The sequence below is a fragment of the Pseudoteredinibacter isoporae genome (assembly GCF_040372805.1).
In the GTDB taxonomy this organism is placed as follows: Bacteria; Pseudomonadota; Gammaproteobacteria; order Pseudomonadales; family Cellvibrionaceae; genus Pseudoteredinibacter; species Pseudoteredinibacter isoporae_A.
This window is the reverse complement of sequence record NZ_BAABWJ010000001.1, coordinates 831,270-848,156: the sequence shown is the minus strand read 5'-3', so window position 1 is coordinate 848,156 and position 16,887 is coordinate 831,270. Positions and strand designations below refer to the sequence as shown.

Annotated in this window: 18 protein-coding genes; 12 read left to right on the top strand and 6 right to left on the bottom strand. The window is 49.3% G+C overall.

Annotated features, from left to right (window positions below):
• Positions 1-80: 80 nt before the first annotated feature.
• Both ABWW03_RS03855 and ABWW03_RS03850 read right to left on the bottom strand, forming a co-directional pair.
• Positions 81-401 (bottom strand): heavy metal-binding domain-containing protein, encoded by a 321-nt coding sequence (locus ABWW03_RS03855; protein WP_353406485.1) that lies wholly within the window; start codon positions 399-401, stop codon positions 81-83.
• Between the two features lie 132 nt (positions 402-533).
• Positions 534-1,496: an FHA domain-containing protein gene (locus ABWW03_RS03850; RefSeq protein WP_353406484.1), complete on the bottom strand. Its 963-nt coding sequence runs from the start codon at positions 1,494-1,496 to the stop codon at positions 534-536.
• A 239-nt stretch (positions 1,497-1,735) separates the two neighbouring features.
• Between ABWW03_RS03850 and ABWW03_RS03845 the strand changes: the two genes are divergently transcribed.
• Entirely contained in the window at positions 1,736-2,350 is a 615-nt protein-coding gene (locus ABWW03_RS03845) for a phosphoadenosine phosphosulfate reductase family protein (RefSeq protein WP_353406483.1), read from the top strand.
• Between the two features lie 47 nt (positions 2,351-2,397).
• Here ABWW03_RS03845 and ABWW03_RS03840 read toward each other — a convergent pair whose 3' ends face one another.
• Complete coding sequence (locus tag ABWW03_RS03840) at positions 2,398-3,426, bottom strand: helix-turn-helix transcriptional regulator (protein WP_353406482.1); 1,029 nt, start codon at positions 3,424-3,426, stop codon at positions 2,398-2,400.
• A gap of 97 nt (positions 3,427-3,523) precedes the next feature.
• On the opposite strand from ABWW03_RS03840, the gene ABWW03_RS03835 reads away from it, so the two are divergent.
• The 10 genes from ABWW03_RS03835 (at position 3,524) to ABWW03_RS03790 (ending at position 13,975) form a co-directional block, all read left to right on the top strand.
• The gene (locus ABWW03_RS03835; protein ID WP_353406480.1) at positions 3,524-5,359 is read left to right on the top strand and encodes a virginiamycin B lyase family protein; all 1,836 of its coding nucleotides are present in this window, start codon (positions 3,524-3,526) and stop codon (positions 5,357-5,359) included.
• 17 nt (positions 5,360-5,376) lie between these two features.
• Positions 5,377-6,393 (top strand): VOC family protein, encoded by a 1,017-nt coding sequence (locus ABWW03_RS03830; RefSeq protein WP_353406479.1) that lies wholly within the window; start codon positions 5,377-5,379, stop codon positions 6,391-6,393.
• Positions 6,394-6,421: 28 nt separating this feature from the next.
• Positions 6,422-8,395 (top strand): pyrroloquinoline quinone-dependent dehydrogenase, encoded by a 1,974-nt coding sequence (locus tag ABWW03_RS03825; RefSeq protein WP_353406478.1) that lies wholly within the window; start codon positions 6,422-6,424, stop codon positions 8,393-8,395.
• A 51-nt stretch (positions 8,396-8,446) separates the two neighbouring features.
• Positions 8,447-10,396: a PQQ-binding-like beta-propeller repeat protein gene (locus tag ABWW03_RS03820; RefSeq protein WP_353406477.1), complete on the top strand. Its 1,950-nt coding sequence runs from the start codon at positions 8,447-8,449 to the stop codon at positions 10,394-10,396.
• A 9-nt stretch (positions 10,397-10,405) separates the two neighbouring features.
• Complete coding sequence (locus ABWW03_RS03815; RefSeq protein ID WP_353406476.1) at positions 10,406-10,987, top strand: hypothetical protein; 582 nt, start codon at positions 10,406-10,408, stop codon at positions 10,985-10,987.
• A gap of 132 nt (positions 10,988-11,119) precedes the next feature.
• A complete protein-coding gene (locus ABWW03_RS03810; protein WP_353406474.1) occupies positions 11,120-11,455 on the top strand; it encodes a 5-carboxymethyl-2-hydroxymuconate Delta-isomerase in 336 nt (111 codons plus the stop codon).
• Between the two features lie 30 nt (positions 11,456-11,485).
• The gene (locus ABWW03_RS03805) at positions 11,486-12,022 is read left to right on the top strand and encodes a hypothetical protein (protein WP_353406471.1); all 537 of its coding nucleotides are present in this window, start codon (positions 11,486-11,488) and stop codon (positions 12,020-12,022) included.
• A 46-nt stretch (positions 12,023-12,068) separates the two neighbouring features.
• On the top strand, positions 12,069-12,755 hold the full coding sequence (locus tag ABWW03_RS03800; RefSeq protein WP_353406470.1) for a hypothetical protein: 687 nt from the start codon (positions 12,069-12,071) through the stop codon (positions 12,753-12,755).
• Between the two features lie 55 nt (positions 12,756-12,810).
• The gene (locus ABWW03_RS03795) at positions 12,811-13,275 is read left to right on the top strand and encodes a YaiI/YqxD family protein (RefSeq protein ID WP_353406469.1); all 465 of its coding nucleotides are present in this window, start codon (positions 12,811-12,813) and stop codon (positions 13,273-13,275) included.
• Between the two features lie 196 nt (positions 13,276-13,471).
• Positions 13,472-13,975 carry an AAA family ATPase gene (locus ABWW03_RS03790; RefSeq protein ID WP_353406468.1) on the top strand — a complete coding sequence of 168 codons (504 nt, stop codon included), beginning with the start codon at positions 13,472-13,474 and terminating at the stop codon, positions 13,973-13,975.
• A gap of 8 nt (positions 13,976-13,983) precedes the next feature.
• On the opposite strand, the gene ABWW03_RS03785 is transcribed toward ABWW03_RS03790, so the two are convergent.
• On the bottom strand, positions 13,984-14,556 hold the full coding sequence (locus ABWW03_RS03785) for a glutathione S-transferase family protein (RefSeq protein WP_353406466.1): 573 nt from the start codon (positions 14,554-14,556) through the stop codon (positions 13,984-13,986).
• 361 nt (positions 14,557-14,917) lie between these two features.
• On the opposite strand from ABWW03_RS03785, the gene ABWW03_RS03780 reads away from it, so the two are divergent.
• Positions 14,918-15,430, top strand: a complete 513-nt coding sequence (locus ABWW03_RS03780) for an AAA family ATPase (protein WP_353407119.1) — start codon at positions 14,918-14,920, stop codon at positions 15,428-15,430.
• 62 nt (positions 15,431-15,492) lie between these two features.
• On the opposite strand, the gene ABWW03_RS03775 is transcribed toward ABWW03_RS03780, so the two are convergent.
• Together ABWW03_RS03775 and ABWW03_RS03770 are read right to left on the bottom strand one after the other, a co-directional pair.
• Positions 15,493-16,398 carry a phytanoyl-CoA dioxygenase family protein gene (locus ABWW03_RS03775; protein ID WP_353406464.1) on the bottom strand — a complete coding sequence of 302 codons (906 nt, stop codon included), beginning with the start codon at positions 16,396-16,398 and terminating at the stop codon, positions 15,493-15,495.
• Between the two features lie 32 nt (positions 16,399-16,430).
• On the bottom strand, positions 16,431-16,784 hold the full coding sequence (locus ABWW03_RS03770; protein ID WP_353406463.1) for a hypothetical protein: 354 nt from the start codon (positions 16,782-16,784) through the stop codon (positions 16,431-16,433).
• Positions 16,785-16,887: the final 103 nt, after the last annotated feature.

Sequence of the window (16,887 nt, the reverse complement as noted above, 5' to 3'; positions counted from 1 at the left end):
GGATGCAGCATTCGGAACGGAAAAGCGCGGCCTCCTGCCCGCTTTTGGTCCGTCCCGCACTGAATCGTCAGAGCCGGTGTTTACTTCAACTTAACGGCCGTGCCGCTGACGCTGACCATCATCATGCTGCCGCCTTGACCGACAACCTCGTAATCAATATCGATACCCACAATGGCGTCTGCACCAGCGGCTCGGGCTTTGGCTTCCATTTCCTGAAAGGCAATCTCTCTGGCCTTGCCCATCTCCTGCTCATAGGCGTTTGAACGTCCACCGACAACATCGCGCACCATGCCGAAAATGTCCTTGAAAATGTTTGCACCCAAAATGGCTTCACCCACAACGATATCCAAATACGTATCGATGGTTTGGCCTTCAATATTGGTGGTAGTGGTCTTTAACATAGTCGACTCCATAAATGATGTATTCCCGATGTTAGACGAGGGATCACCGCAAATGGAGGCAAATTCCGGCCGCTTTACGAGTTTTTACACTCATGAGGCTAACCGGGAAAAGAAGGTGTGGGTTGAAAAGAGTTAAACGGCGCGCTTGAGTTCGGTCAATAATTCACCGCTTTTGAAAATCTGAAAAGGTGCTCGGCCAAAACGCAGTTTGCCGCGTTTGCGTTCCACCAGTTTGTTAATGCCGATTAAGTCTGGCATGGCATCGCTCAACTGTTTACGCAGACGGTAGAGCTGAATGTTGATATGGGCCAGGTCCATGCCCATTTCCCGGCACAGGAGATTGTTGTCGATCCAACCCTGATCGTATTCATTGATGCCCTTGGCTTCATCGATAGCTCGGCAGCGAGCCAAATGCAAAAGCACATAGTGATGGCTGCGCTCACCCAGATCGCATTGATTGCCACCATTACTGAGGATCAGGCTGGTATTTTCCTCATCCTGAGTGGTATTAAAGCGAAACAGAAAATTATCCACAGACCAGTCAGCGTCGATGACCATGGTTGGGGAGTTCGACTTGTCGGTGAGGTGAAGTACCCAGCGAAAATCCCCAAGCACGATTTCATCGCCGTGCTTAAGTTCTCGTACTTCGTGGGATTCGTCGAGCGATTCTAGAAGCCACTGATGGTTATCCGGGGACAGATGCAGCGCCAGCTTGGGGTTTTCATCGTCGGGCAGCAACATTAGCTCGCTCATGGGAATGGCTCCATCGCGGCTGTGCTGGGGGACGATATAACTGTCGGGGGCGGAAATATCTTCCACCAAAAAGCGCAGTTCCTTGCTGACGAACTGGATTAATTGTCCGGCCTGAATGGGGTAGTTTTGTTGACTTTCAATCTTCTTGCCGTCCACCCACACACCATTGCGGCTGATATCCTTGAGTAACCACTGCGCGCCATCCCATTCGATGGAAGCATGGATTTTGGATATTTGCGGAGCATCGAGAAAGGTATCTACCTTATCTTCCCGGCGACCAAAAGTGTGATGTGGTAATAAGTGACAGAGCTGTTTGCTCTGGACATTAATCAGGCTAGCCATATTGTTATTGCATTTGTCAGGGTTAACACAGGCTGCCCCCATCTACAGCTTAACTAGGGTGGCAATTGAGTTGGATTCTACCAGACTCACTATATAAACGGTTAGTGATGTTATTGTTTGGATTCGCATTTTAACGACCTATATAGCTAAAAGCCTTTAACTTATGGTTAAAGGTCATTTTGCATCGCTACTTCCTTGGTTTACCATCCTCCACCTTGTTTTAGTAAGGTAACAGAATCATGGATCTTCAGGCGATTAACCAAGAGTTAGCCTCAGCCAGTCCGGCCGACATTGTTAAATGGGCCTTAGGCTTGGGTAAAAAATCGATTTTAACCACCAACTTTGGGCCAGGTGAGGCATCAATTATTCATGCCGTGTGCGCGCAAGACCCGAATGTGCCGGTGGTCTGGATCGATTCCGGTTACGCGCTGAAAGCGACGTATCAATTTGCGGATAAAGTCATCAAGCGTTTTGATCTCAATCTGGATGTGTATACACCGAAAGTCAGCGCGGCCCGTCGCGATGCTGTAATGGGTGGCATTCCAATGGTGGATGAGCCTGAGCACGCTGAATTTACTGAGCAGTTCAAACTGGAACCGTTTAATCGTGCGATGAGTGAGCACCAACCTGAAGTGTGGTTTACCAATTTGCGTAAGCACCAAACCGCTTTGCGTCAAACTTTGGATATTGTTTCTGTCAGTAGTGATGGCGTGATTAAAGTGTCACCATTCTTTCATTACAGTGATGAAGCACTTGCAGAATATTTGCAGGAAAATGATTTGCCGAACGAAGAAAACTACTACGATCCAACCAAAGCATTGGCCAATCGCGAGTGTGGTTTGCACACCCGCTAATGATTAGCTTGGATAGTGTTCCTGTTGTGGGTATAGCAGGAACACTATCAAGTCGCTTCCAGAGTACGCTTTCGCCACTCTTCGGGTGATAGCGTGGAGTAACGCTTAAAGGCCCGCGAAAAAGCGCTCAATTCACTGTACGCAATCAACTCTGAAATTTCCGTCAACAGTATATCCGAGTTCAGCAGCAGTTCCTGTGCAATCTCCATTCTTGTCTGTAACAACAAGGCCTTAAAGCTGATTCCCTCTTTCAATAAACCTCGCTGCAGTGCGCGGGGGTGCATGTTTAATAATTCTGACATCTTGTTTAAATCCGCATTGCCGCTACTCAGGCCCTGCTGAATCAATTTGCGTACAACGGTTTTCAGTTGACCGCCGAGCTCAAAATGTTTTTTCAATTGATCTGCATGGTTTTGCAAAATATCGAGAAGCTCTTCGTCTGAACTGCGAAGGGGCAGATATAAATCCTCTTCGGGAAAACAGTAGCTGTCCGCTTCGCGGTTAAAATACACCGGCGTGCCGAATAGGCGTTCATAGGGGCCTGGGCCAGGTTGTGAAAAGGAAAAACTGATGGACTGTGGCCGCCAGTCTTCCCGTAGCAGCAATTGCCCCAGGACAAAAGCTCGGGTCAGGGTAAAAAAACGATGCTGGCGGGTATCGAAGTGGAAGGGAGCATTGTAGAAGCGGTGAACAATGGCGAGCCCCTCTTCCACCACGACTTTAAAAAAAGTGACCTCTGATTCCAAGCCCCGGTAGCGCTCTGACAGCTCCTGGGCGGCCGCGAGATTGGGGCTGCGCTTAATGATTTGCAAGAAGGTATCAAACGGGGCGCTTTCGTGCATTTTCGCGCATAAAACACCGAAATAGGGACAATCCAGGCGTTCGGCACCGAGATTCAGCAAGCGATTAAAATCCACAAAAGCGAACAGGTCATTCGGCCGCTCGATCAGCCCTGGATCCAGCTTCAATTCTTCGAATAGTGGCCGGTGGTCACCCCCCAGGCTGCGCACGGCCTGGTCAAAACCGTATAAATTGCTGGCGCGTACCTGTAAAGGATTGATGATGGCATTGCTCATGGTCTTAAGTGTCAATCTCTAGTGTTTAAATGTCAAATGTAAATCCTCCAGATTGCTAGCATGTAGGCCTCTATAAAAATAATGAGAGGAGCCCTGTATGCGCCTGTACACCAAAGCCCTGATTACTTTGGCCACCTCAAGTGTGCTGTCGATGTCCAGCATCGTTCTGGCCAAGCCTGAAATTACTGTCACTGACCAGGATGGCAAGCCATTGGCAACTGCCATGGTGAGCCGATTGTTAGACGATAAGCCCCAACAGGACCTGAGTGACAACGGTTACAGCCCCCATGGGATAGCGAATACGATGGCTTTGGAACACAACCGTTTCAGCGATAAAACCGGTAAGGTTTTGTTTGATTCTCTGGTTGGAAATTCGGGCACGGTAACGTATCGGGTGCGTAAGCCAGGCTATCAGGACCGGTTACTCAGCCAACAGGATGCAGACACTGAAATCACCATCCGCCTCCAGGCCAATAAGGATCCCAAATCTCTGGCCGAGGATAAGCCCAGCAATGTGTGGATCAATGCCATGGATTTTGAAGGCGATCAGGAACTGAAAAAGCATTTCCAGTTGAACTGTGCTTTCTGCCATCAGCAGGGCTCCGCGTTCATGCGTGCTGAGCGAAGCCCCGAGCAGTGGTTGGACATCATCAACCGTATGGGCAAATACGGTGCCCGTGTTGCCGATGAAGATAAAGAACGTTTGGCTGGAGTGTTGAGTCGCCAATACAAAAAACTGAACGCGAATTTCGAGAATCTACTTGAGCCGCGCCCTTGGTCCGACACCTTGTCCGGTGTTGAAATTATCGAGTACCCCATTGGGGATGCGTTCTCGCAAATGCATGATTTTCTGGTACACCCCAATGGGTTTGTTTACGTGGGTGACAATTTACAAGACCGTATTTACGAAGTTAATCCAGAGACAGGCGACTATAAAGTCTATGTAGTGCCGCACGAAAAAGGCGCCAAACTGGGTGGTATTTTAGGGAATCGCTTCGGTGAGATGATTCCTAAACTGTACAACTATATGGGGGTGCACTCTTTCGCTGTATCACCAAAAGATGGCCATATTTTTATCACACCGTCCATGCAGCAGGCGTTGATTGAATTCAATCCGCACACCAAAGAATTCACGACGCATAAAATGGATGATGGCTATTATCCACATACCATCCGTGCGGACGGCAAAGGTCGCATCTGGTTTACCTTGGCGGTTTCTTCTCAGGTTGCCAGTTGGGACAGGAATAAAAAAGAATTCAAAATTTACAACCTTCCCGCTCGTTCATTTAAAGAGTGGATGATCATTAAGTCGATCCCCTTTATTTTGAGTCTGGATGTTGAAGATCGCCCGCTGCCCAAAGTGGATCGCAAATCCACCGGCGTGCCTATGCCTTATGGGATTGATGTGGCACCGGACGGCAAAATCTGGTTTGCACGCTTATACGGTGACGATATCGGTTTTATCGATCCAGAAACGGATGAAGTCTCAATGATTCAAACCCCGTTTAAAGGTCCGCGTCGTTTGCGTGTGGATGCGGATAACAATTTATGGATCGTTGCCTTCCAGGATTCTCAGTTGGCGAAGTACGACCCAAAAACCAAAAAATTCACCATGTACGATTTGCCGGTGGTGAATGAGTTGCCTTACTCGCTCAACATCGATCGCCCTCGACGTATGGTGTGGGTCAACGGTAACCAGTCCGATACTATTTTCAGTTTTGATATCGATAAAGAAGAGTGGCTGGTGTATCCCATGCCCCGCAAGCGCACTTTTACCCGCGATATTGAAGTGGGCGAAGACGGTTCGATCTATACCTCCAATTCCCATTTTCCCAGCTGGCAGATTGAAGGTGGCCAACCCACGCTTATCCGCGTGAAGCCAAGCAATGGTGAACGCGTTAAGGCCACTAAAACGGAAGTGTCGGTTCGCTGAAGCCTAAGGAAATGAGCATGATGAAAAAAATAGTGACATTGATGAGTTGTTTTCTGGTGCAACTCAGTTGGGCAGCGGAATCTCCCTTTCTGGGTGTGGGAGTCGTAGTCGATGACATTCCCAGTGCACTGCCGGCGTACCAACAGGCCTTAGGCATCAAGCAGTGGAAATACATAGATCTCAATGTGGCGTCCGGCGCTATTCGTATGGCCCGTGCCGAATTCAAGGGCAAACATTTTGATTTGCTGCAGCCCTTATACGGTCAAAGTAAAGTAGCGGATTTTCTGGCGCAAAGAGGTCCGGGTATTTTTCATGTGCAAGTGGCGCCAGACTATTTGCAGGACCAGGCAGCCAAACGATTGGCAACGCTTGAAATGGCCACGTCCGACAACAGCCATCTGACGAACAGCAAGCCTTATCAACAAACATGGTTGGACAGCTACGCGCAGTTGGGTGTGTATCTGAGCAGCTCAGAAAGCTCGCCAAAGAAAAATCAGTTCTGGGGGGTTGCGGACGTAACTGAAGAGCAGGCGTCCGCACCACTCGACAATGCTCGCCTCGCCCAAATTGGTATCGTGGTCGCTTCTGCGGATAAAACGGCGAAAGCCTGGAAGCAACTGTTGGGCTTGGGGCCCTGGTTGTTTGTGGATTTCAAACCACCAATGACCAGCAATGGACAGTATCTGGGCGCGGTCGGCCAGGCTTATAGTGAGGTACATGTGGCGTATGGCCAATGGTTCGACCTGCAAATTGAATTGCTACAGCCCGTCGCAGGCCCAACGCCCCACCGAGATTATTTGCGTCGATACGGCAATGGCGCACATCATTTCAGCCTGGGGCGCTTGCCCGAACACGATCAGTTGCAGGCGCATCTGCAGTCAGCGGGTATCCAGCTGCAAATGCAATCCGACAACGGTGGCGAAGGTCGTACAGCAACCTATATGGCCAGTGAAAAAGAGCTGGGCTGGGTGTTGGAGTTTACGAAAGCCTTCAAAGGTTTGGGCTCATTAAAAGTCGTTAAGCAACTGCCTTAATCAGTACACGCGAAAAAGAATCGAGCTTATGTATCGTTATTGGAAATCGTCTCTGACCGCGCTGACGCTGTTTGCCTGTGCTCACAGTTCATCGACTCAGGCCGAACAATGGTTGCATTACCGTGCGAACGAAGGTGCTTCGGCCTTTGCGGATTTGCGCCAGATTAACAGCAGCAATGTTAAAAACCTAGCCTTGGCCTGGCAGTTCCGCACAGGTGACAGCGAACACATGGCCGAACATATGTCGCGCACCTCAACTCAAGTGACGCCGATTCTGTTGCCGAAAGCCGCGGGCGGGCATCTGGCGTTTTGCACGCCGTTTAATCGCGTGATTGCACTCGACCCAAAAACCGGGCACGAGCGTTGGTCCTTTGATCCCAAAGTGAATCTGAGTGGCACACGCCCTATGCGGTGTCGAGCGGTGAGTTATTGGCAGCATCCAGAAGCCTCTGAGCAGGATAAGCACTGCGGTCGACGTTTATACGTGGCCACCCATGATCGCCGCATAGTGGCGATTGATGCCAAGCAAGGGCAGCGCTGCAAAAGCTTCGGCGACAATGGGGAAATCGCTCTCTATAACAAGGCCTTAGGTTACCAGCCCGACTACGTCAATAATTCTTCGGCCGCCGTTGTTGTGGGAAATAATATTGTGGTGGGCTCCGCCATCATCGACTTTGCTGAGTCCCATGCGCCCCAGGGTACAGTGGTTGCATTTGATGCCTTCACGGGTGAACAGCGGTGGAGCTTTGATCCGATACCCAAGCACAATGATCACCCGATGGCCAAAGATTGGCCTCGTGTTAAAGGAAAAACCCCACAGCATTTCGCGGGTGGGGCCAACGCTTGGGCGCCCTTGTCAGTCGACAGTGAACGAGACCTGGTGTTTATTCCCACCAGCAGCCCGTCACCGGATTTTTACGGTGGCATGCGCCCCGGTGATAACCGCTACGCGAATTCGGTTGTGGCATTAAAAGGGTCTACGGGTGAAGTGGTTTGGCATCAGCAAATTGTTCATCATGATTTATGGGACTACGATGCCCCAGCCGCTCCGGTACTGGTTGATATAGAAAAAGACGGCAAACAACGGGCCGTCGTGATTCAAGTGACCAAACAGGGGCTGGTGTTCACTTTTGATCGAGAGACTGGTGAGCCGGTATTTGGTCAGGAAGAACGCCCGGTCCCCCAATCCAAAATGGCGGGTGAATACAGTTCGCCTACTCAACCCTTTCCGCTTAAACCTCGGCCACTCATCGACGTGAACCTCGATCCGAAAAACGATGCCTTTGGCATGTTGTGGTTTGACCGAAAGGCCTGTGAAAAACGGTTGGCGTCTCTGCACAGTGAAGGGCTATTTACGCCTTTATCCGAGCAACGCACTCTGATGCTGCCAGGAAGTTTAGGGGGTGCGAATTGGGGCGGCGCCAGTTTTTGGCCGCGTCGAAATCTATTGTTTGTCAATTTAAACACCGCGCCGTTTGAAGGGCAGCTCAAACCCATCGACCCCAGTAATCCGGGTGACCATATCGTCGCTCATGGCAGCGAAATGAAAGTCACCATGAAAGACTCGCCCTATATGGTGATTACCGACACCGTTACCTCGCCGCTGGGTGCTCCCTGCACCAAACCACCTTGGGGAAAAATGGTGGCGATTGATATGGGCAGCGGTGATGTGCGTTGGGAATCCCCTTTGGGCTCAATTCACGATATGGCTCCTTTTCCCGTACCTTTTGATATCAACTGGGGCACGCCCAATTTAGGTGGCTCGATGACCACCGCAGGTGGGCTAACGTTTATTGCCGCGACCATGGATAAACGCTTTCGCGCCTATGACAGCCTCAGCGGAAAAGTCCTCTGGACCGCCAAACTCCCTGTGGATGCCACAGCCGTTCCTATGAGTTACGAATTGGATGGCAAGCAGTATGTCATCCTGGCGGCGGGAGGCCACAAAATGTTTAACCGGGGCACGGGTGATTATATTCTCGCCTATGCCTTGCCTGATTGAATGCCCTGATAAAAAAGCCATTAGCCTGGAACACATAAAACGAGTATCACCATGAAAACTCTGAGTCGATTAGCCCTGACCTTAAGCGCCCTGATTCCAGCCGTCCTGGGCGGTAATGCCCTAGCGGGAGAAATGAACAACGCCCAAAAAGGTGAGCAACTCTATAAAAAATATTGCGCGGCCTGCCATGATCAAGGCCTGGATAAAGCGCCCAAGGTAGAAGATTTAAAACGCCTGAGCCAAAGTCAGATTATGCTGACGATTTCCATTGGCCGTATGCAACCCCAGGCTGCGGCGATGAGCAAGGATGAACGCAGTTGGGTGTCGGAATATCTATCCGGTGGTGGTGAAGTCGATAACAGCTGGTTAGAAAGCAATCGCTGTGACAAGTATCCAGTGAATACCCAAGCGAATAGCGAAGTGATCAGTGGCGATTGGGGCATGGGTAAATTCAACAGCCGTCTGCAGGAAAACAGTCTGATCACGCCTGACAATGTGCATAAGCTGAAATTGAAATGGGCGTTCGGTTTTCAAAAAGTGAACGATATGCGCAATCAGCCGGTGTATACAGAAGACGCACTGTACGTTGGTAGTAAGAGCGCGCATGTGATGGCGCTAGACCCTGAAAGCGGTTGTATTAAGTGGCAAAAGCAAACCGCAGCAGGTGTTCGTTCCAGTCTCGTGCTGGGAGAGATCGCCGGCGAGCGAGTTTTGTTTTTCGCTGATGAACTGGCGAACGTCTACGCAGTGCGCGCAAAAGACGGTAGCCAAATCTGGAAGGAAAACCTGGGTGTATTCCCTACGTCATTGATCACCGGCACTCCGGCTTTCTTTAAAGGGACCGTCAAAGGCCAGAAAAAAGAAAGCGCACAGTTAATTGTGCCCATCTCTTCCTTTGAAGTCGCCGCTGCCGGAATGCCCGGTTACCCCTGTTGCCGTTCCCATGGGATGGTGATCTCGCTGGATGCCAACACCGGTAAAACCCAATGGCAGTGGCATGCTACCGAACAAGCGAAGCTTCTGGGTAAAACCGCTAGCGGTGTGCCCAAGTTTGGTCCTTCCGGTGCGGTGGTGTGGACAACGCCTACGATCGATGCGGCGCGTGGTCTGGTGTATATCGGTACGGGTGAAAACACCTCCAAGCCGGCGACCGATACCAGTGATTCGGTGATCGCGCTTGAAATGACCACAGGCAAAATGCGCTGGAAATTCCAAGCGCTCGCCAACGATATCTGGAACGCCGCTTGTCTCAACGGCGGTGAAGCTTGTCCCGAAGACATGGGGCCGGATTTCGATTTTGGTGCGCCTATGATTCTGCATCATATGAGTGATGGCCGCCCGGTCTTGTTAGCGGGTCAAAAGTCTTCAGAAGTATTTGCCTTAAACCCAGATACAGGAACACTCTACTGGCGCAAACGCCTGAGTATGGGAACCACCAATGGTGGCATTCATTGGGGCATGACGGTGTATAAAAATTCGGTTTATGTTCCTTTGGCTGATCCAGAGCGTGATATTCCCGGGTATACACCCAAGCCTGGTCTGTATCGATTGAATATCGATAACGGCAAGGTGGAATGGGCTAAGCCTGCTGAGCGTGGTTGCGAGTTTGATATGGCTTACGCGCCGAAAATTGGTTTGGAGCAAGTCCGTAGCGGTAAAAAACGTAAGCTGGAAGATCGTTATGCCTGCTCTTGGTATTACGGCTTATCCGCTGCGCCGAGCGCGGTACCTGAATTGGTTTTTGCGGCAGGTTTGGATGGCAAGCTCGCCGCCTACCGCATGAGTGATGGCAAGGTGCTTTGGCAAAGCAAAACCGCAGTGCCGTTTAATACCGTAAATGGCATTCCTGCACATGGTGGTGCGATTGATGTCGATGGTGCCGTATTGGGCAAGGACAAGCTGTTTATTAACTCTGGCTACAGCATGTTTGGTCAACTGCCGGGTAATGTCTTGCTCGCTTTTGAGTTGGAACAACAGAGTGACGCAAAAGAAGAGAGATAGCGAAACACCATGCCGATAGCCGTACTTATTTTTTGCCTGGCCTACGCGACTTTGCGCTACATCGTATTTGGCGACGTCGCGCTTGAGCAATGGCCAGTGCTTATCGTCAACAAAAGTGTGAGCTTTTTTATCGCCGCCTGCATGGCCGCTTCAGCGTTCTATTCCCTGAAGTTAAAGAAAGAACCGCAAGATCAGCAGTCCGCAAACGGTTCTGCTCGCTATGGCCGCTGGGCATGGCATGCACTGATATTGCATATTCTTTTATCCATCGCTTTATTGAACCCCGCATACTTCGCAAAATTCTATGAAGAACAAAAGCTCAATTTGCTTGGTAATCTTATGTTGCTGGCAGGTGCACTGGGTAGCTACGCCTTTTATCGTCTGCAAACTGAGCGTTTAAATAACCTGATTAAAGCCCTGGCTTCCCTGGCCTTGTTTGCTCATCTTTTGCCGATGTCCAGCTCTTGGGCAAGCCCTGATCAATGGCCTGCCTACTTCCCGCCCATTTCCATGCTGAGTGCCCTGCTGGCGGCATACGCTATGTTAGGTTTTGGTCGCTGCGCCATTTTCTGCCAAAGCCAGAACAGCTAAATACCAACCGGGTGTTTACCTTGTAAGCATCACCGAAAAGCAATACATTAGCTGCCACAACGGCTCAGGGATGACGGTTACCTTATTGATACGCCTTCCCGATAGTTAACGATTATTTTTCAGGAGCAAACTGTGCCCCATTGTATTGCCGAGCATTCATCAACGATTGATGGTAACAAACTGTTAAACGCTGTTTTTCAGGGAAGTCTGAAATCCGAGCTGTTTGAAGCGGATGGCAGCGACATAAAAGCTCGCTGCATTGCCTATGATCACTATATGACCGGCCCGGAAAAAACCGACTTTGTGCATGTTCAACTCAAATTGCTTTCTGGCCGAAGCCTAGAGCAAAAGGAAGCATTTTCTGAAAGCGTTTTTAATGAAGTGAAAGCCCTTAATCTGGGGCGTTGTTCAATAACGGTAGAAGTAATTGATATTGATATCGACAGTTATTCCAAGTGTGTCGGCTAAAAACAACAAAGATTCTTCTGGATAAGGCGAATGAATAAAGATATCGAAAATGCTATTCGATGCTATATCAGGGCGAAAGACGACAATAAACCCCATCTGATGAGTTGTGTGTTTTCAGAACACGCTACGCTCGAAATGGAAGTAAGAACCGGCGCTATTGATTTCCCTTCGGCAACCCAGGGTAGAGATGAAATCACCAAAACACTGGTTCGGGACTTCAATAAAACCTATGAAAATATTTACACCTTTTGCCTAAACGATACCGTGATAGAGAAAGAAAATACTCTGGATTGCCAATGGTTTGTCGTGATGTCTGAAAAGCTATCGGGAAGTATTCGCGTGGGGTACGGGAATTATAAGTGGAGATTCTCCAATGATAATTCATATTTCGTAGATAAGTTAACGATAGTGATTGAGGACGTGATGATATTATCGAGCTCTGAGGAAGGTCAAATACTGTCTTGGGTTTCAAGTTTGCCCTATCCTTGTCTTCCCTCGTCTGACGTTTTAAATTCTATGCCAGGTATTCATTCACTTACTGAGTGGCCACGCAAATGGTCTGATTGAATGTTCAAGGACGGGATCGATTCAATACTGAAAGGGAAGGAATTCATTGAAAATCTGTGTCAACCTGGATAAACGCGACCTCCCATTTTTTACTCTCTTTGGTTTCCTAATATCTTCGATGATGTGGTGGGTTGATAAGTTTAACTTACCAGCACATATGGAGAGAGGATACTTAGTTGATCTATTGTTTGATCATATTCCGTTTATAAGTATTGCTACACTGTTGGTAGTTATGGCACTGATTGAACTTCTATCGATAGCGATATCGACGCAGCGAGCTTTTCTGGTTCGACAGAACATTCATATTGCCAGGCGCATATCACAGTTCTCTTCTCCAGCATTTTTTATTGTTATTGGTTTCTCTATTCCAGTTTTATTTGCAGGCGCCTGGATGAGAAATGTCGAGTATATCAGTCAGTTTTTCATACTCTTACAATTTTCGCTAATGATATGGCTGTTATCGTTTTTGTCTTCCCAAATCGTACACCAGTCTAAATTTCTTCATGAAGCAATACCTCGGGGCGTAGCGGTTCTTATAATATTTGCAATATTGGGAGCTACAATACTCATTCCCGGATTTAACGGAGAGCCGAAATCAATACGGCTTGATTTAGATTTGGGCACCTACCAAATGGCCGAAAAAGCGGCGGAAAGTCGTAATATGACGATTGATCAATACATCCAGTTTTCCGTAAATAGCCAACTTAATGAATACAATGACTCAAAGCAGTAAGTTCCAAGATGGAAAATCAGGTATGATGCCCTAATCGCAATCAGGAATTCCCGAAATGACAATCTGGGTCGACGCCGACGCTTGTCCGGTGGCCATTAAAGAAATCTTATTTCGTGCCGCGAATCGCGCTGAAATGCCCTGCTGTTTGATTGCCAATCAGTATATCCCCGTGCCCAAGTCAAAATTTATCAGCAGTGTGCAGGTATCCCACGGTTTTGATGTAGCGGACAATGAAATTGTGCAACGTTGTGCTGAGGGGGATCTGGTGATTACGTCGGATATTCCTTTGGCGGCTGAAGTGATCGAAAAAGGTGCCAAAGCTCTGAGTCCACGTGGGGAACCGTTCAGTAAAGCCAATATAGGTGCGCGTTTAAATATGCGGGATTTTATGGACACCATGCGAGCCAGTGGCATTCAGAGTGGTGGGCCACCGCCACTGGGCGTGAAGGAAAAACAAGCCTTTGCCAATCAATTAGATAAGTACTTGGCAAAATGTAAGCGTGATCAATCGAAAACTTGAGCATTGACAAGACTGGCTTTGTCACCCAGTATTAAAACCATGAACCCGTTTATGACACAGCAACACCACACCAGCCTGATTATTACCATCATTAAACATCAATGGTGGGTTTGCTAGTGTCTGACTGATTTTTAAAAACCCGCCCACGAGGCGGGTTTTTTGTATCTGCCTCTGGGCCAGGCCATGAGGAGGCAATATGAACACCCCAGTAGGCATGCTCACACTGTTTTGCGGCAAGATGGGCGCCGGTAAATCAACTGCAGCCAGACAGTTGGCAGAGGAAAGCCATTCGATTCTACTTTCAGAGGACGATTGGTTAGCTGCGCTGTATCCTGAGCAGATTCGAACGCTTGAAAACTACATTGAGTTTTCTGCCCGACTAAAGCCACAAGTCAAACCTCTGGTGCAATCTATCCTGTGTGCAGGTACGGATGTAGTGATGGATTTTCCGGCCAATACTCTGGCGCAGCGAGCTTGGTTACGCAGTATTTTTTCAGAGGTGAAGGCTCCCCATAAACTGGTTTATCTGGCATTGAGTGATGAAGAATGTTTAAAGCAAATCGCTCAACGACGTATTGAGCAAGCTGAGCGGACGGCGACGGATACGCGTGACATGTTTGAACAGCTTACACGGTATTTTGTCGCACCCACGCCCAGCGAAGGTTTTCATATCGTGCTGGAGCGTTGGGCCGACTATTGATGGCATGGTTATATTCTGGGATCGGTTTCCTTAACCATCGTCTGGCTGTCGCTGCTGTGTTTAAAGGCCTGCAAGGAGGGATACGATGCAAGATCGTAGAGTTCGCGAAACTCAATCCAGTCCAGCAGACAGTAAAGACAAATGGCGGGGTACTGCCATTCGTTGAACTCGCCGCTTTGGCATTTTGCTTCAAGTATATTGAGCGTTTGCTCGATGCGATCGCGCTGAAGATTGGCGATCAAAATATCCTGGCTGTTATCGATGCCCGAGCGATCCATCATGATCATGATGACAAAGGAATCGTTAACGGCGTCAATAAGTGTCAGGGTATTTTGTTGTTCCCAGCTGAGCTGCTCTTTCTTCAGCTTCCGGTTGAGGTATTCGTAGATAACACGGGAGTCATAGACCGTGTGCTCGCTATCGATCAGCACCGGGATTTTCATGGCAGGAGTGTGTCGGCGCAGGGCTTCGCGTCCTTCAGGGCCTAGAATGTCCAGTTGCACATAGTCATAGTTTTCGGCTGCCAACCATAGGCGCAGGCGTCGAACATAGGGGGAAGGTTTTGAGCCAATTAGTTTCATAGCATGGTCCATTACGGAAGGGCCTTTATTTATTGTAGTCCTGTGCAGCACAATGCAAAAGGCTGTTCCCCGACCGCTGGGCTTATAGAGGCTTGTTGTTGCTTTGGCACGGAACTCGTGGTGCCAGAGCCCGGTCTGATGAAATTGACAGGCTTCGAATGTGGCTCTATACCTTCACCGACATTGAAAAAATGCGTTTGGTTCAGGCCAGATTTACCTTCAATGATTAGAATTTACCGCCGTTAAGTTGAGCGACGCGACTTGTTTGGTAAAGCTCGACCGATGACACAAAAGTGTCATAGAGGCTCGGCTATACTCGCGCCGCTTGATGGATTTGTCTTAGGAAATTGTTTTGCGAAAAGTGCTTATCACCGGAAATTCAGGTTCCGGTAAATCAACATTAGCCAACTACTTAGCCACCACGGAAGGTTTGGGGTATTTGGATTTGGATACGGTTGCCTGGTTGCCGGAGCTGCCGCCCAAGCGAATGCCTCTGGATGAATCCATGGGTCTGATCACCGCTTTTGTGGAACAACATGAAGGTTGGGTGATTGAAGGCTGCTATGCCGACTTATTGGAACTGATGGAAGAGGATGCCAACGAATTGATCTTCCTGAATTTGCCCATCGAGGATTGTGTGGCCAATGCCCAGGCCCGCCCCTGGGAGCCCCATAAGTACTCCAGTAAGGCGTCACAGGATAAGAATCTTGAGATGCTGACCCAGTGGATTCATGATTACGCCCACCGGGAAGATGCCTGCTCACTGTCTGCTCACCAGGCGTTTTTTGAGCGCTTTGAGGGCAAGAAAACCGAACTCGACGGACGCCCGTTGATTCAGGACGAATCCGGGAATCAGGACAAGAAAGCTTCTTAGCCTTCTTGTTCGAACGAGTCCTGATGCCCTTCAGATCAACAGTTTGTATCGATTGGTGTCGATCAAGCTGATAACTTCGCCGAAAACTCCTTGATGTAGCTCAGAGCAATCGCTGCCGTCTTGGTGATGCGAAGGCGCAGACGCTCTTTCCCGTCGGCTTCGGCATTCGGCTCAAAAATATTGTGCAGTTGGCGACGCAACGCGCGGATATGCTCAACTGTGCGAGCCCCCTTACTGAGTCCTTTGCTGCGTTTTTCCATCAGGAAATTTCCCTTGTTTTCACCGCGAACCAGCAGCGCGGACTCTGGCTTGCCAATTTTCTTTGCCGTGGCGGCGACATAGCGGATGGCCAGGCCAATACGGCGATCATCGCTTTGGTTCGGGTCCGAGCCATGCACCAGCATAAAGTGGTGCAAGGACATCTGTCCGGGTTCCAGCTCCATATATACTTGTTTTTCGGGCTCGAGCTCAGTGTCGGGAATGGCTTGCCCGCGAGTCAGCAAATTATCCTTGGCGTAGGTGTTTACCTGAGAACGCTCGCGGGTGTGGCTGCCGGGCTCGACTTTCATCACACCGGATTCCGCGGTAGCGGGGCTTAAGGCAATCCAGGCGGTGACCACATCATCGGCATCGACTCCCCAGTAGGCGGCGTCCTGATGCATAGACACATAACTGCCGGTGCCCGCCTCTTTGGTGAAGAGGTTGGTCATATAGCAGAGAATATTGGGGCCAATTAAGGCTTCCACTGCGTCGAGTACTTTGGGGTGGTGAACCAGTTCATCGGCCCAGTCGTACAACAAGTAGGTTTTATTGCACTGAATTCGATCCATGGGTTTGCCCTGCAGTTCTTCCATGGCTTCTAATTGAGCGCGACTTACCTTGGCCTCTTCAGGGCTTAAAATATCCACCGGACAGATAAAGCCCTGCGTTTTATATTGCTCAACTTGAGCCGGGTTTAATGTACTCATCTCAGGCCACTCCTAAATGATGTATGGGCTGCTTATGCCACTGAATTCAGGTTGATCAGTTCAAGGGCGGTCATGGCGCCCCCCGCCAGGGCGCATACCAGCAGTATGGCCAGTGCACCCAGGCGCTCACGGGTGCCGCCGTTGGGGTCCATGCGAGTGAACAACATGGCGTACAGGTTTCCGGCCATAAATGTCCAGGCGACGAGCATCATCACCAGTCCGTACAGCTGGTTCAAATTGAACGCACTAAAGGCCAACAGAGCGCAGGCCGCGTAATCATCCAGGGACAGAGGCCAATATTTCTCGGTTTTAACCAATACCAGGGTCTCCCCAATCGTAAGCACCACGGCCACAATCAAGGCAAAATAGAACAGAACATCCAACATAGAGATCACCAACTAAAGAATATTACGTTTTTATGCTTATGGGAAACATTGTTTCCCATAAGCATAAAGGAGTCAATAGTTGAGTGATAAAAGTACAGAAAGA